The organism is Kitasatospora sp. NPDC001261 (genome assembly GCF_042896795.1).
Taxonomy (GTDB): domain Bacteria; phylum Actinomycetota; class Actinomycetes; order Streptomycetales; family Streptomycetaceae; genus Kitasatospora.
The window spans coordinates 126,325-143,893 of the sequence record NZ_JBIAXP010000005.1; the positions used below are offsets into that span (position 1 = coordinate 126,325).

Annotated in this window: 2 protein-coding genes (1 of these 2 cut by a window edge); both read right to left on the bottom strand. The window is 73.2% G+C overall.

Annotated features, from left to right (window positions below; translation table 11 throughout):
• Positions 1-9,321, bottom strand: a complete 9,321-nt coding sequence (locus ACFY4B_RS09030; protein ID WP_387966996.1) for a type I polyketide synthase — start codon at positions 9,319-9,321, stop codon at positions 1-3.
• Positions 9,305-17,569, bottom strand: the final stretch of a protein-coding gene (locus ACFY4B_RS09035) for a type I polyketide synthase (protein ID WP_387967071.1). Its footprint extends 10,011 nt past the window's final position; only the last 8,265 of its 18,276 coding nucleotides appear in the window; the start codon falls outside the window, past its right edge; the stop codon is at positions 9,305-9,307. Before ACFY4B_RS09035 ends, ACFY4B_RS09030 begins: the two co-directional genes overlap by 17 nt.

Consider the following 17,569-nt stretch of genomic DNA (forward strand, 5'->3'; position numbering starts at 1 on the left):
TCACGACGCCCCCAGTTCCTTGTTGATGAAGTCCAGAACCTCGTCGGCCGAGGCTTCGTTGAGCTGTCCGGCCACGGTCTGCCGGGTGGCGGCGGCGCCACCGTCCTCCGCGCCGGCGCCGGGGGCGCCGCGCCGCATCCACCGGGACAGCAGGGTCTGCATGCGCTCGGTGATGTCCTGGCGCGCGTCGGCTCCCCCGTCGACGGAGTCCAGTTCGGCGGCCAGCCGCTCCAGGGTCTCCAGCACCGGATCGCCGTCGTCCGCTCCGCCGGTGCCGACCAGCTCACCTCGTACGTAGTCCGCGAGGGCGGTGGCGTTCGGGTGGTCGAAGACCATCGTGGAGGCCAGCTTGACACCGACCTCCTTGGAGAGGCGGTTCCGCAGCTCGACGGCTCCGACGGAGTCGAAGCCCAGCTCCTTGAACGCGCGTTGCGGCAGCACGTCGTCCGCCGAGTCATGGCCGAGGACCGCGGCCGCGTGGCCCCGGACCAGGTCGGTCAGGACCTGGCGCTGCTCAGCGACCGGCATCCCGGCCAACCGGCCCGCCCACGCGCCGACTTCCTCAGTCGTCGTGGTGACGGCGGCCTCGGCGGCCAGGACCGCACGGACCTCGGGAAGGTCCGCCAGCAGCCGGCTCGGCCGGTAGAGGGTGTAGGTCGGCACGAACTGCGGCCAGTCGAAGCCGGCCACCACCACCGCACCCTCACCGGCATCAAGGACCTGCCCCAAGGCCAGCATGCCCCGACGCCCGTCGATGCCCTCCATGCCGAACTCGCGCAACCGCTCACCACCCGAGCCGGCCGCCATGCCGACGCCGGCCCACAGGCCCCACGCGACCGAAGAAGCCACCAGACCACGAGAGCGGCGGTCCTCCACCAACGCGTCCAGGTGCGCGTTCGCCGCCGCATAGCCAGCCAGGCCACCGCTGCCCCACACACCCGCGCCCGACGAGAACAGCACGAACGCGTCGAGATCCCGACCCGCCGTCAACTCGTCCAGCACCACAGCGCCGCCGACCTTCGCCGACAACAGCCGCGACAGCTCGGCCACCGACAGCTGCTCCACCGGTGTCCGCCCGCCCGTCCCGGCCGAGTGGACCACCGACGACAGCGCCGGACCCGTCGCGTCGATACGCTCCAGGATCTCCGCCACGGAGGCGCGGTCGGCGATGTCACACGACACCACGTCGACTGCCGCACCGCGAGCCGCAATCGAGGCCGCCAACTCCGCCACACCGGCAGCACCCGGACCCGAACGGGACGTCAGCACGACCCGCGCCGCGCCACGATCCGCCACCCACTGGGCGGTGATCGCACCCACGCCGCTCGTACCGCCCGTCACCAGCACCGAGCCACGCGGCGACCACGCCTCGCGCACGACCGGACGGCCGGCGCGCACCAACCGCCGCGCCACCACACCGCCCGCACGCACCGCCACCTGGTCCTCATCGCCGACCAGGACGGACGCCAGCCGCGCACCGACGCGGGCGTCCATGGCAGCCGGAAGGTCGATCAGGCCGCCCCAGCGGCCCGCCAACTCCAGCGCCGCCACGGCACCCAGACCCCACACCTGCGCCTGGACCGGCCGCACCGCATCACCCGCGACGGCCCGCACCGCACCCTGCGTGACCACCCACAGCGGGGCGGACACACCGAGCCGCCCAAGCTCCTGGACCAACGCGAGCGTGTCAGCGCCACCACGCGACACCCACGGACCCGCCTCCTCCGGCGACTCGTCCAGCGCCAGCAGCGACACCACACCCCGCAGATCACCGAGCGCGGCCACAGTCTGACCGATCCGGTCAGGACGGTCCGCAGTGACGACATCGGCACCGTGATCCGCCAACGCCTGCGCCACGACGCCCGCGTCGGTGCCGTCCCCGACCAGCAGCCACGTCCCGGCCAGGACCCCGTTGGACTCGCTCACCGGCGCCCACGACACCCGGTACCGCCAGTCCGCGACCGCCGACCCGGCCAGGCCACGGCGCCGGTAATCGGCCAGCGCCGGCAACACCTCGCCCAGCCGGTCACCGTCGATGTTCAACGCCGCCGCCAGGCCGTCGGCGTCCCCGCCCTCGACCGCCGCCCAGAACTCGGCGTCGACAGCGGAGACCTCGGCAACCTCGGCCACCGCCTCGGGCCAGTAGTGACGGTGCTGGAACGCGTACGTCGGCAGGTCCACCGTCGAACCACCGCCCAGGAGCCCGGCCCAGTCGACGGGGAGCCCCCGCACATAGGCCTCGGCGAGCGAGGTCAGCAGGCGCTCGGCGCCGCCCTCGTCGCGTCGCAGCGTGCCGACCACGACCGGGGAGCGGTCCTCCAGGCTGTCGCCGATCGCCGGGGTCAGCACCGGGTGCGGCGAGACCTCCAGGAACACGCCATGGCCCGCGTCGCCGAGGATGCGCACGGCGCGGTCGAACTCGACGGTCTCGCGGAGCGACGCGTACCAGTAGGCCGGGTCCAGCTCGGGGCCCGACAACCAGGCGCCGGTCAGCGCCGACACCATCGGGATACGAGCCTCGGTCGGCGTGATGCCCTGGAGAACCGAGAGGATCTCCTCGCGCAGCTCGTCCACGTGGGCGCTGTGGGACGCGTAGTCCACCGGGATCATCCGGGCACGCGGGGACTCCCCACAGGAGTCGGCGAGTTCGCGCAGAGCATCCGCGTCACCGGAGACGACCGTCGCCGACGGGCCATTCACCGCCGCGACGGAAAGGCGGGTGCCGTACGAAGCGATCCTCGCCCGAACACCCTCCACCGGCTCCGCGATCGACAGCATCCCGCCACGACCGGCCAGCACCTTCAGGGTCTTGCTCCGCAGAGCCACCACCTTGGCGGCGTCCTCCAGGGAGAGAATCCCCGCGACGGCGGCAGCGGCGATCTCACCCTGCGAGTGACCCAGCACAGCGTCCGGAGCGACGCCCGCCGCCTGCCACACGGCCGCGAGCGAGACCATCACGGCCCACAGCGCCGGCTGCACGACGTCAGCGGCCTCAAAGCCGTTCCGACCAGCCAGCACATCGTCCAACTGCCAATCCACGTAAGGCGCGAGAGCCTCGGCACACTCCGCCAACCTCGCGGCGAAGACAGGGGACGACTCGGCCAGCTCGCGACCCATGCCGACCCACTGGCTCCCCTGGCCGGGGAAGACGAACACCGTCCGGTCCACCCCCGTGGCAGCCACCGACCCGGTCACCACACCCGCCGCCGGCTGCTCGGTGGCCACCGCCGCGAGACCCGCCGCGAGCTCACTCCGCTCGCCGCCGAGCACGACGGCCCGGTGCTCCAGCGCCGCACGCGTCGTCGCGAGCGACCACGCGACGTCGCCGACTGCCAACTCCGGCCGCGCCAGCACATGTTCACGCAGTCGACCGGCCTGACCGGCCAGCGCCACCGCGCTGCGACCGGACACCACCCACGCCTGGACCCCACTCTCCACCGCCGGAGCGGGAGCCGGGTCGCTCGCGTCGATCGCGGCCGGGGCCTCTTCGATGATCACGTGCGCGTTGGTGCCGCTGATCCCGAACGCCGACACACCCGCCCGACGCGGCCGCTCGCCCGCCGGCCACTGCACCGCGTCCTGGAGCAGCCGGACGTTGCCCGTCTCCCAATCGACGTGTGAAGAAGGCTCGTCCGCGTGCAGGGTCTTCGGCAGCACACCGGCTTGCAGCGCCAGCACCATCTTGATCACACCCGCCACACCCGCGGCCTGCTGAGCGTGCCCGATGTTCGACTTCACCGACCCCAGCCACAACGGCCGGTCCTCGAACCGCTCCTGGCCGTACGTCGCCAGCAGCGCACCCGCCTCGATCGGGTCACCCAGCTCCGTACCCGTCCCGTGCGCCTCGACCACGTCCACGTCCGCCGCCGACAGCTTCGCACTCGCCAACGCCGCCCGGATGACCCGCCGTTGGGCCGGACCGTTCGGCGCCGTGAGACCGTTCGACGCGCCGTCCTGGTTGATCGCGCAGCCGCGCACCAGGCCCAGGACCCGACGGCCCTTGCGCTGCGCCTCGGAGAGCCGCTCCAGCACGAGCATGCCGGCGCCTTCACCGATGCCCATGCCGTCCGCGCCCTCGCCGAAGGCCTTGCAGCGGCCGTCGGAGGCGAGCGCCCGCAGGCGCGAGAAGCCGACGAACTCGCCGGGGTCGGCCATCACCGTCACACCGCCGGCGAGGGCGACGTCGCACTCGCCCGACCGCAGCGCCTGCACCGCCTGGTGCAGCGCGACCAGGGACGAGGAGCACGCCGTGTCGACCGTCACCGCCGGGCCCACCAGGCCCAGGGAGTACGAGATCCGGCCGGAGAGCACGCTCAGCGCGTTGCCGGTGATCAGGTGGGCCTGGGCTCCCGCCTCGCCGCTCGCGGCGCCGATGTAGCCGGAGGAAGCCGCACCGACGAAGACGCCGGTCGCGGAGCCGTGCAGCGACTTCGGGTCGATGCCGGCCCGCTCGACGGCCTCCCAGGAGGTCTCCAGCAGGAGCCGCTGCTGCGGGTCCATGGCGAGGGCCTCGCGCGGGCTGATGCCGAAGAACCCGGCGTCGAACTCCGCGGCCCCGCTGAGGAATCCGCCCTCGACCACGTACGTCGAGCCCTCGGCGTCCGGGTCCGGGTCGAACAGCGCGTCGACGTCCCAGCCGCGGTCGGCCGGGAAGGCGCCGATCGCGTCCCCGCCCGCCGCCAGGAGGTCCCACAGCTCCTCGGGCGTCCGGACGCCACCGGGGTAGCGGCAGGCCATGCCGACGATCGCGATCGGGTCGGTCGACACCGCCGCCACCACGGTCTGGCCCTCGTCCGCGTCCGTGCCGAACAGCGCGGCCAGGATCTCGTCCGCCAGCGCCGAGGCGCTCGGGTGGTCGAAGATCACCGTGGACGGCAGCCGGACGCCCACGGCCGCGTTGAGACGGTTGCGGAGCTCGACGGCGGTCAGCGAGTCGAAGCCCAGCTCCCGGAACGCCCGGCTGGCCACGATCTCGTCCACCGACTCGTGGCCCAGCACCGCGGCGGCCTGGGCCCGCACCAGTTCCACGACGGTCCGGCGCCGCTCGGCCACCGACAGGCCCGCCAGGCGCGCGGCGAACTCGCTGCGCTGCTCGTCGACCGTACGAGGGGCGGTGTCCTCCTGGGCCTCGGGGATGGTGTCCAGCAGCGGGCGCGGGCGGGCGGCCGTGAACACCGGCGCGAACTTCTCCCACTCGACGTCCGCGACCGCGATGAACGTCTCGTCGTCGGCGAGGACCTCGGCGAGCGCGGTCAGCGCCCGCTGGGTGTCGAGGAAGTTCATGCCCTGCCGCAGCAGCCGGTGCGGGGTCACCCGCCCCGGCGCCTGGTCCATCGCCGCGTCCACGGCGTCCCAGTCACGGGTGTTCCAGACACCCCACGCGATCGAGGTCCCGGGCAGGCCACGGGCCCGACGGTCCTCGGCGAGCCCGTCCAGGAAGGAGTTCCCGGCGGCGTACGCGGCGTGGTCGTTGCTGCCCCAGGTCGCCGAGATCGACGAGAACATCACGAACTCGTCGATGCCCAGGTCCGCCGTCGCCTCGTCCAGGTGGACGGCGCCGGCCGCCTTCGCGCCGACCGCCAGGGCGAGCCCGTCGCGGTCGGTGTCCTCCAGCCGTGCGAGGAACGGGGTGTTCGCCGAGTGCAGGACGGTGGACAGGCCGGGGCCGGAGGCCTCGATCCACGTCACCATGCCGGTCACCTGCTCGCGCACCGACAGGTCGCACGACACGACCTCGACGGCCGAACCAGCCTGCGCCAGCGTGGCCGCGAGCGCCGCCACACCGTGCGCCGACGGGCCGGAGCGGGAGGTCAGAACGACCCTCGGCGCGCCGTGCTCGGCCAGCCACGGACCGAGGACCACACCGATCGCACCCGAGCCGCCGGTCAGCAGGACGGTGCCGCGCGGCGACCAGTCCTCCGACTCGACGCGCCGGGCCTCCGCCCGTACCAGCCGGCGCAGGAACACCCCGGACGGCCGCACCGCGACCTGGTCCTCGCTGCCGTCGGCGAACACGCCGACCAGACGAGCGGTGGCATCGGCGTCCAGCACCGGCGGCAGGTCGACCAGACCGCCCCAGCGGTCCGCGTGCTCCAGGCCGACCGTGCGGCCGAGACCCCAGACCTGGGTCTGCACCGGGCTCGTCGTCACCTCGTCCGGGCCGACGGCCACCGCGCCACGGGTCAGCACCCACAGCGGAGCCGTGACCCCGGCCCGGCCCAACGCCTGCACCAACTCGACGGTCTCCGCCAGCCCGCGCTGAACCAGCGGGTGGTCGGCGAGCGGCGTCTCGTCCAGGGCCAGCAGCGACACCACACCGGCCACGCCCTCGGCCGGCACCGCGCCAAGCTGCTCCGGGCCAACGGCCGTCACGACCTCGGCACCCTGACCGGCCAACGCCTCGGCGACCGTCGCCGCCTCGGGGCCGTCGCCGACGACCAGCCAGGTGCCGGACAGGTCCGCCGGGCCGCGAGCGGTGGAGGGCTGCCAGGTGATGCGGTAGCGCCAGTCGTCCACCGACGGCTTCGCGCGCTCGACCGCCGGGGCCTCGGGCCAGTAGCGGCGCCGCTGGAAGGCGTAGGTCGGCAACGCGACCGCCGTGCCGTCGCCGAGCACCGACGCCCAGTCGACGGGGGCGCCCTGGACATAGGCCTCGGCGAGCGAGGTCAGCAGGCGCTGCGCGCCGCCCTCGTCGCGTCGCAGGGTGCCTGCGACCACCGGGGAGCGGTCCTCCAGGCTGTCGCCGATCGCCGGGGTCAGCACCGGGTGCGGGGAGACCTCCAGGAACACGCCGTGGCCCGCGTCGCCGAGGATCCGCACGGCGCGGTCGAACTCCACCGTCTCCCGGAGCGACGCGTACCAGTACGCCGGGTCCAGCTCGGGGCCCGACAGCCATGCGCCGGTCAGCGCCGACACCATCGGGATCCGGGCCTCGGTCGGCGCGATGCCCTGGAGAACCGAGAGGATCTCCTCCCGCAGCTCGTCCACATGGGCGCTGTGCGAGGCGTAATCGACCGGAATCATCCGGGCACGCGGCGAATCCCCACAGGAGTCCGCCAGTTCACGCAGCGCGTCCGCGTCACCGGACACCACCGTCGCCGACGGACCGTTCACCGCCGCGATGGAAAGGCGGGTGCCGTACGACGCGATCCTCGCCCGAACACCCTCCACCGGCTCGGCGATCGACAGCATCCCACCACGACCCGCCAGCGCCTTCAGGGTCTTGCTCCGCAGAGCCACGACCTTCGCGGCATCGTCGAGGGAGAGAATCCCGGCCACCGCGGCGGCAGCGATCTCGCCCTGCGAGTGACCCACCACAGCGTCCGGAGCGACACCGGCCGCCTCCCAGACGGCGGCGAGCGAGACCATCACCGCCCACAGCGCCGGCTGCACCACATCAGCGGCTTCAAAACCATGAAGGCCCGCCAGCACATCGTCCAACTGCCGGTCCACGTAAGGCGCCAGAGCCTCGGCGCACTCCGCCAACTTCGCGGCGAAGACCGGGGACGACTCGGCCAGCTCACGCCCCATCCCGACCCACTGGCTCCCCTGCCCCGGGAAGACGAACACCGTCCGCCCCACACCAGCGGCAGCCACCGACCCCGTGACCACACCCGCCGCCGGCTGCCCGGTGGCAACGGCCGTCAGCCCCGCCGCCAGCTCATCCCGGTCCGCGCCGAGCACGACCGCCCGGCGCTCCAACGCCGCACGCGTCGTCGCCAGCGACCACGCCACATCACCGACCGACAACTCCGGCCGCTCCGCGACGTGTTCACGCAGCCGACCCGCCTGACCGGCCAGCGCCGCAGCGCTCTGACCGGAGACCGGCCAGGCCGACGCCCCACCGGCGAACACCGGAAGCACCCGGGCCTCCCGCGCCTCGGGTTCGACGGCCGCCGGAGCCTCCTCCACGATCAGGTGGACGTTCGTCCCGCTCACACCGAACGCCGACACACCCGCGCGACGCGGCCGCTCGCCCGCCGGCCACTCCACCGGTTCCTGAAGCAGCCGCACGTTCCCGGACGTCCAGTCCACGTGCGAGGACGGCTCCTCGGCGAACAGCGTCCTCGGCAGCACCTCGTGCCGCAGCGCCATCACCATCTTGATCACCCCGGCCACGCCGGCGGCGCACTGCAAGTGCCCGATGTTGGACTTCACCGAACCCAGCCAGAGCGGCCGGTCGGCGGCGCGGTCCTCGGCCTGCCCGTAGGTGGCCAGCAGCGCCTGCGCCTCGATCGGGTCACCGAGCGTCGTACCCGTGCCGTGCGCCTCGACCACGTCCACGTCCGCCGCCGACAGCTGCGCGTTGGCCAGCGCCGCACGGATCACCCGCCGCTGCGAGGGACCGTTCGGCGCCGCCAGACCGTTCGACGCGCCGTCCTGGTTCGCCGCGCTCCCCCGGATCACCGCCAGCACCTGGTGGCCATTGCGGCGGGCATCGGACAGGCGCTCCAACAGCACCATGCCCGCGCCCTCGCCCCAGCCGATCCCGTCGGCCTCCTCCGAGAACGCCTTCGACCGGCCACTGGACGCCATACCGCCCTGACGCCCGAACTCCATGAACGCACCCGGCGACACCATCACCGCCACACCGCCGGCCAGCGCCATCGAGCACTCACCCGACCGCAGCGCCAGGATCGCCTGGTGCATCGCCACCAGCGACGACGAGCACGCCGTGTCCACCGTCAGAGCAGGACCGGTCAGGCCCAGGCAGTACGAGATCCGGCCCGAGGCGACCGCCGACACCGCACCGATCAGCCGGTAGCCGTCCAGGCTCTCGTCCTCGACGGGCAGAACCGAGCTGTACCCCGACGTGTTGGCTCCGATGAACACACCGGTCATCGACCCGTGCAGCGACTTCGGGTCGATCCCGCCGTGCTCGATGGCCTCCCAGGAGGTCTCCAGCAGCAACCGCTGCTGCGGGTCCATCGCCAGCGCCTCACGCGGACTGATCCCGAAGAACCCCGCGTCGAACTCGGTCGCGTCGTAGACGAATCCGCCCTGTCGCCGGTACGTCTGCCCTCGGCCGAACGCCTCCTCGAAGGCCTCCCAGCCGCGATCGGCGGGGAAGGCGCCCACCGCGTCGACACCGCCGGCCACCAGGTCCCAGAACTCCTCGGGACCCGTCACACCGCCCGGGAAGCGGCAGCCCGCACCCACGATCGCGATCGGCTCGCTCGACGCCGCAAGGAGCGCGCTGTTCTGCTGCCGGAGCCGCTCGGCTTCCTTGAGGGAGGTGCGAAGTGCTTCGACGAGCCTGTCGTTGGTCGTTTCCATGATCATGTGCTCCGAATCAACGAGGGCGTCAGGAGTCTTTGCCATCGAGGGCTATGCGAATGAGGTCTTCGGCGTCCATGCCGTCGATGGACTCCGTGTCCGTTCGACTGTCCGCGCCGTTGTCCTGGGCCGGGTCGGCGAGTTGCAGCAGCAGGTCCAGCAGGCCGGCCTGCCGGATGCGGGCCAGCGGGATCGCCGAGATGGCCTCCCTGAGGGCCAGCTCGTCCGCGTCACCCTCCGGAGCGGCCTGCTCCGGCATGAACTCGCGCAGGATCTGCTCCGCGAGGGCGGTGGCGTTCGGGTGGTCGAAGACCATCGTGGAGGCCAGTCGGATACCGAGCGCCTTGGAGAGGCGGTTCCGCAGCTCGACGGCTCCGACGGAGTCGAAGCCCAGCTCCTTGAACGCGCGTTGCGGCAGCACGTCGTCCGCCGAGTCGTAGCCGAGGACCGCGGCCGCGTGGCCCCGAACCAGGTCGGTCAGGACCTGGCGCTGCTCAGCGACCGGCATTCCGGCCAACCGGCCCGCCCACTCGCTGACTTCCTCGGTCGTGGTGGTACCGGCCTCGGCGGCCAGGGCCTCCCGAACCTCAGGCAGGTCCGCCAGCAGACGGCTGGCCCGGTGAAGGGTATAGGTCGGCACGAACTGCGGCCAGTCGAAGCCGGCCACCACCATCGCGCCCTCACCGGCGTCCAGGACCTGGCCCAGCGCCAGCATGCCCCGACGTCCGTCGATGCCCTCCATGCCGAACTCGCGCAACCGCTCGCCACCGGAGCTCGCGGCCATGCCGACGCCGGCCCACAGGCCCCAGGCGACCGACGAGGCCACCAGGCCCCGGGAACGACGGTCCTCCACCAACGCGTCCAGGTGCGCGTTCGCCGCCGCGTAGCCACCCAGGCCACCGCTGCCCCACACACCCGCACCCGACGAGAACAGCACGAACGCGTCGAGGTCCCGACCCGCCGTCAACTCGTCCAGCACCACAGCGCCGCCGACCTTCGCCGACAGCAGCCAGGACAGGTCCGAAGGCTCGATCTCCTCGACCGGCCTACGGTCACCGACACCCGCCGAGTGGACCACCGACGACAACACCGGGCCCGCCGCATCGATGCGGTCCAGGACCTCCGCCACGGAGACGCGGTCGGCGATGTCACACGCCACCACGTCGACTGCCGCACCGCGAGCCGCGATCGACGCCGCCAACTCCGCCACACCGGCGGCACCAGGTCCCGAACGGGACGTCAGCACGACCCGCGAGGCACCACGATCCGCCACCCACTGGGCGGTGATCGCACCGACGCCGCTCGTGCCACCCGTCACCAGCACCGACCCACGCGGCGACCACGCCTCGCGGACGACCGGACGGCCTGCGCGCACCAACCGCCGCGCCAGCACACCGCCCGCACGCACCGCCACCTGGTCCTCATCGCCGACCAGGACGGACGCCAGCCGCGCACCGACGCGGGCGTCCACGGCGGCCGGCAAGTCGATCAGCCCGCCCCAGCGGCCCGCCAACTCCAGCCCCGCCACGGCACCCAGACCCCAGACCTGCGCCTGCACCGGCCGCACCGCATCACCCGCGACCGCACCCACCGCACCCCGCGTGACCACCCACAGCGGGGCGGACACACCGAGCCGGCCAAGCTCCTGAACCAGCGCGACCGTTGCGGCCAGACCGCCGGGAACCAGCGGGAACGCCTCCTCCGGCGACTCGTCCAGCGCCAGCAGCGAGACCACACCCCGCAGATCGGAGCATGCGGCCACCGCAGCGGCGACACCGTCCGGAGTCGAGCGGACGACCCGCGCACCCGGAAGGTCCAGCGCCTCCGCGACCGCAGCCGCGTCGGTGCCGTCCCCGACCAGCAGCCAGGTCCCGGCCAGGACCCCGTTGGACTCGCTCACCGGCGCCCACGACACCCGGTACCGCCAGTCCGCGACCGCCGAGCCAGCCCGCTCGCGGCGCCGCCAGTCGGTCAGCGCACCCAGCGCGGCATCCGCCGGGTCCACCCCGAGCAGATCGGCGAGCGCGGTGACATCACCGCTCTCCACGGCGGTCCAGAAGCCCGCCTCCGCACCGGTGGCCACCGTGACGTCCGCGCGCTTGCGGTCCGCCTCCGGCCAGTAGTGGCGGTGCCGGAAGGCGTAGGTGGGCAGGTCCACCGTCGAACCGCGGCCGAGTACGGCGGCCCAGTCGACGGGGAGACCCTGCGCGTACACCTCGGCGAACGAGGTCAGCAGACGCTGCGCGCCGCCTTCCTCCCGTCGCAGCGTGCCCGCGACGACCGGGGACAGCGCCTCCAGGGCGTCACCGATCGCCGGCGTCAGCACCGGATGCGGCGACACCTCCAGGAACACCCCGTGCCCGGACTCACCCAGCAGACGAACCGCCCGCTCGAACTCGACGGTCTCCCGCAGCGACGCGTACCAGTAGGCGGGGTCCAGCTCGGGGCCCGCGAGCCACTCGCCCGTCAGCGCGGAAACCATGGGGATCCGGGCTTCGGTCGGCGCGATGCCCTGGAGAACCGAGAGGATCTCCTCGCGCAGCTCGTCCACGTGGGCGCTGTGCGAGGCGTAGTCCACCGGAATCATCCGAGCGCGCAGCGCATCCCCACAGGAGTCCGCCAGTTCACGCAGCGCGTCCGCATCACCGGAAACCACCGTCGCCGACGGACCGTTCACGGCCGCCACCGACAGGCGGGAACCGTACGGGGCGATCCGCGCCCGGACGCCGTCCACCGGCTCCGCGATCGACAGCATCCCGCCACGACCCGCCAGCGCCTTTAGAGTCTTGCTCCGCAGAGCAACGACCTTCGCGGCATCGTCGAGGGAGAGAATCCCGGCCACCGCGGCGGCAGCGATCTCACCCTGCGAGTGACCCACCACCGCGTCCGGAGCAACACCCGCCGCCTCCCACACAGCGGCGAGCGACACCATCACAGCCCACAGCGCCGGCTGCACGACATCGGCAGCCTCGAAACCGTGCCGCCCAGCCAGGACATCGTCCAACTGCCAGTCCACATAAGGCGCCAGGGCCGCAGCACACTCCGCCAGCCGCGCCGCGAACACCGGCGACAACTCCGCCAGCTCACGCCCCATGCCGACCCACTGGCTCCCCTGACCGGGGAAGACGAACACCGTCCGCCCCACCCCGGCAGCAGCCACCGACCCGGTCACCACGCCCGCCGCCGGCTGCCCCGTGGCCACCGCCGCCAGACGCTCCGCGAACTCGCCCCGCTCCCCGCCGAGCACCACGGCCCGGTGCTCCAGCGCCGCACGCGCCGTCGCCAGCGACCACGCCACATCGCCGACCGACAACTCCGGCCGCGCCAGCATGTGTTCACGCAGTCGGCCCGCCTGGCCGGCGAGCGCCTCGGCGTCCCGTCCGGACAGCACCCACGCCGGGACACCGCCCGACAGCACCGGCACCACGTTCCCGCCGTCACTGTCGACGGGCGCCTCCGCCTCGGCCGGCGCCTCTTCGATGATCACGTGCGCGTTGGTGCCGCTGATGCCGAAGGCCGAAACACCCGCCCGACGCGGCCGCTCGCCCGCCGGCCACGCCACCTCGTCCTGGAGCAGACGGACGTTGCCCGTCTCCCAATCCACGTGCGAGGACGGCTCATCGGCGTGCAGCGTCTTCGGCAGCACACCAGCTTGCAGGGCCAGCACCATCTTGATCACACCGGCCACACCCGCGGCCTGCTGGGCATGCCCGATGTTGGACTTCACCGACCCCAGCCACAACGGCCGGTCCTCGAACCGCTCCTGGCCGTACGTCGCCAGCAGCGCACCGGCCTCGATCGGGTCACCCAGCTCCGTGCCCGTCCCGTGCGCCTCGACCACGTCCACGTCCGCCGCCGACAGCTGCGCACTCGCCAACGCCGCCCGGATGACCCGCCGTTGGGCCGGGCCGTTCGGCGCCGTGAGACCGTTCGACGCACCGTCCTGGTTGATCGCGCTGCCGCGCACCACACCGAGCACCCGGTGCCCGTTGCGGCGGGCGTCCGACAGCCGCTCCAGCACCAGCATTCCGACGCCCTCGCCCATACCCATGCCGTCCGCGCCCTCGCCGAAGGCCTTGCAGCGGCCGTCGGCCGACAGCGCGCGCAGCCGCGAGAAGCTCACGAACTCGCCGGGGTCGGCCATCACCGTCACACCGCCGGCCAGCGCCACCGTGCACTCGCCCGACCGCAGCGCCTGCACCGCCTGGTGCATCGCCACCAGCGAGGAGGAGCACGCCGTGTCGACGGTCACCGCGGGCCCGTTCAGGCCCAGCGTGTACGACACCCGGCCGGACAGGACGCTGAGCGCGTTCCCGGTGATCAGATGCGCCTGGGCCTCCGCTTCGTCGCCCAGCACCCCGATGTAGCCGGAGGCGGCCGCACCGATGAACACGCCGGTCGCGGAGCCGTGCAGCGACTTCGGGTCGATGCCGGCCCGCTCGACGGCCTCCCAGGAGGTCTCCAGCAGCAGGCGCTGCTGCGGGTCCATCGCCAGCGCCTCACGCGGGCTGATCCCGAAGAACCCGGCGTCGAACTCCCCGGCGCCGCCGAGGAATCCGCCCTCGATCACATAGGTCGAGCCCTCGGCGTCCGGGTCCGGGTCGAACAGGCCGTCGACGTCCCAGCCGCGGTCGGCCGGGAAACCGCTGATCGCGTCGCCGCCCGCCGCCAGGAGGTCCCACAGCTCCTCGGGAGTCCGGACACCACCGGGGTAGCGGCAGGCCATGCCGACGATCGCGATCGGATCGGTCGAGGCCGGTTGCACCACCACCGGGGCGGTCTCCTCCGAGACGCTCCCGAACAGCGCGGCCAGGATCTCGTCGGCCAGCGCGGACGCGCTCGGGTGGTCGAAGATCACCGTGGACGGCAGCCGGACGCCCACGGCCGCGTTCAGGCGGTTGCGCAGGTCCACGGCGGTCAGCGAGTCGAAGCCCAGCTCGCGGAACGCCCGGCTGGCGACGATCTCGTCCGCCGACTCGTGGCCCAGCACCGCGGCCGCCTGCGTCCGCACCAGCTCCACGACGATCCGGCGCCGCTCGGCGGCCGACAGGCCCGCCAGGCGCGCGGCGAACTCGCTGCGCTGGTCGTCGACCGGACGGCCGGGGGCGGTGTCCTCCTGCGCCTCCGGAATGGTGTCCAGCAGCGGACGGGGACGCGCGGCCGTGAACACCGGCGCGAACTTCTCCCACTCGACGTCCGCGACCGCGATGAAGGTCTCGTCGTCGGCCAGGACCTCACCCAGCGCGGTCAACGCCCGCTGGGTGTCCAGGAAGTTCATGCCCTGCCGCAGCAGGCGGTGCGGGGTCACCCGGCCCGGCGCCTGGTCCATCACCGCGTCCACGGCGTCCCAGTCACGGGTGTTCCACACACCCCAGGCGATCGAGGTCCCCGGCAGGCCCCGGCCGCGCCGGTCCTCCGCGAGCCCGTCCAGGAAGGAGTTCCCGGCGGCGTACGCGGCGTGGTCGTTGCTGCCCCAGGTCGCCGAGATCGACGAGAACATCACGAACTCGTCGATGCCCAGGTCCGCCGTCGCCTCGTCCAGGTAGGTGGCGCCGGCCGCCTTCGCGCCGAGTGCCGCCGCCAGGCCTTCGTGATCCGTGTGCTCGACCCGCGAGAGGTACGGGGTGTTCGCCGAGTGCAGGACGGTCGACAGGCCGGGACCGGTGTTCTCGATCCACGCCACCATCGCCGCAACCTGCGCACGCTCCGTCAGGTCGCAGCTGACGACCTCGACGGCCGAGCCGCCGTTCGCCACGGCGGCGGCGAGCGCCGCCACGCCGTGCGCCGACGGGCCGGACCGGGAGGTCAGAACCACCCTCGGCGCGCGGTGCTCGGCCAGCCAGGGGCCGATGCAGACGCCGATCGAGCCGGTGCCACCGGTCAGCAGGACGGTGCCGCGCGGCGACCAGCCCGCCGACTCGACGCGACGGGCCTCCGCCCGCACCAGACGGCGCAGGAGGACACCCGACGGCCGCACCGCGACCTGGTCCTCGCTGCCATCGGCGAACACGCCGACCAGCCGGGCCGCGGCATCGGCGTCCACCACCGGCGGCAGGTCGACCAGACCGCCCCAGCGGTCCGCGTGCTCCAGGCCGACAGCCCGGCCCAGACCCCAGACCTGCGTCTGGATCGGGTTGGTCGTCACCTCGCCGGCCGCGGCTTGCACCGCGCCGCGGGTCAGCACCCACAGCGGAGCGGTGACCCCGGCCCGGCCCAGCGCCTGCACCAGGTCGAGGGTGTCGGCGCTGCCGCGCGGGACCCACCCGAACTCGGCGTCCAGCGACTCGTCCAGGGCCAGCAGCGACACCACGCCCTGGACATCCGCACCGGCGACGGCCTCGTCGAGGCCCGCCAACGTCGTCCGCACGACCTCGGCGCCACAACTCGCCAGCGCCTCGGCCATCACACCGGCGTCCGCCGCGTCCCCGAACAGCAGCCAGGTACCGGACAGGACCGCCGGGCCGCTCCCGGTCGCCGGCTGCCAGGTGATCCGGTAGCGCCAGTCGTCCACCGACGCCCTGGCCCGCTGCGGGGTGCGCGGCTCCGGCCAGAACCGCTGGCGCTGGAAGGCGTACGTCGGCAGGCCGACGCTCTCGCCACCACCGAGCACCGTCGCCCAGTCCACCGGAGCGCCCTGGACGTAGGCCTCGGCGAAGGACGACAGCAGGCGCTCGGCCCCGCCGTCCTCGCGGCGCAGGGTGCCGACCACCACCGAACCGTCGACGTCCTCGACCACGTCGCCCACCGCGCCGGTCAGCACCGCGTGCGGGGACACCTCCACGAACACCCCGTGCCCGGAGGCGCCCAGGATCCGGACCGCCCGCTCGAACTCGACGGTCTCGCGGAGCGACGCGTACCAGTAGTCGGGGTCCAGCTCCGGGCCCGACAGCCACGCGCCCGTCAGCGCGGACACCATGGGGATGCGGGCGCCGGTCGGCGTGATGCCCTGGAGAACAGCGAGGATCTCCTCGCGCAGCTCGTCCACATGGGCACTGTGCGAGGCGTAGTCCACCGGGATCATCCGAGCGCGCGGGGACTCCCCACAGGAGTCGGCGAGTTCGCGCAGCGCGTCCGCATCACCGGAGACGACCGTCGCCGACGGACCGTTCACGGCCGCGACCGACAACCGGGAACCGTACGAAGCGATCCGCGCGCGGACACCCGCCACCGGCTCCGCGATCGACAGCATCCCGCCACGACCCGCCAGCGCCTTCAGGGTCTTGCTCCGCAGAGCCACGACCTTCGCGGCATCGTCGAGGGAGAGAATCCCGGCCACAGCGGCAGCGGCAATCTCGCCCTGCGAGTGACCCACCACCGCGTCCGGAGCGACACCAGCCGCCTCCCACACAGCGGCGAGCGAGACCATCACCGCCCACAGCGCCGGCTGCACGACGTCAGCGGCCTCAAAGCCGTGCCGGCCCGCCAGCACATCGTCCAACTGCCAGTCCACATACGGCGCGAGAGCCTCGGCGCACTCCGCCAACTTCGCGGCGAAGACCGGCGAGGCCTCCGCCAACTCGCACCCCATGCCGACCCACTGGCTGCCCTGACCGGGGAAGACGAACACCGTCCGCCCCACCCCGCCAGGAGCCACCGAACCGGTCACCACACCGGACGTCGGCTGCCCCGTGGCCACCGCCACGAGACCCGCCGCGAGCTCACTCCGCTCGCCACCGAGCACGACCGCCCGGTGCTCCAGCGCCGCACGCGCCGTCGCCAGCGACCACGCCACATCGCCGACCGACAACTCCGGCCGCGCCAGCACGTGTTCACGCAGCCGACCGGCCTGACCGGCCAGTGCCGCGACGCTCTGGCCCGACACCGTCCACACCGAAGGCGCGGTCCCGAGGACCTCCGGCGCCGGCTGCTCCGCCGGGCGCTCGGCCTCGACCGCCGCGACCGGCGCTTCCTCGACGATCAGGTGGACGTTGGTGCCGCTCACACCGAACGCCGACACACCCGCCCGACGCGGGCGCCCACCCGCCGGCCACTCCACCGCCTCCTGGAGCAGACGGACGTTGCCCGTCTCCCAGTCCACGTGCGAGGACGGCTCGTCCGCGTGCAGCGTCTTCGGCAGCACCTCGTGCCGCAGCGCCATCACCATCTTGATCACACCCGCCACACCGGCCGCGCACTGCGAGTGCCCGATGTTGGACTTCACCGAACCCAGCCAGAGCGGCCGGTCGGCGGCGCGGTCCTCGGCCTGCCCGTAGGTGGCCAGCAGCGCCTGCGCCTCGATCGGGTCACCGAGCGTCGTACCCGTGCCGTGCGCCTCGACCACGTCCACGTCCGC

Excerpts from the sequence above, each read along its gene's own strand:
- ACFY4B_RS09030 (WP_387966996.1), bottom strand. The coding sequence starts at position 9,321 with ATGGCAAAGACTCCTGACGCCCTCGTTGATTCGGAGCACATGATCATG.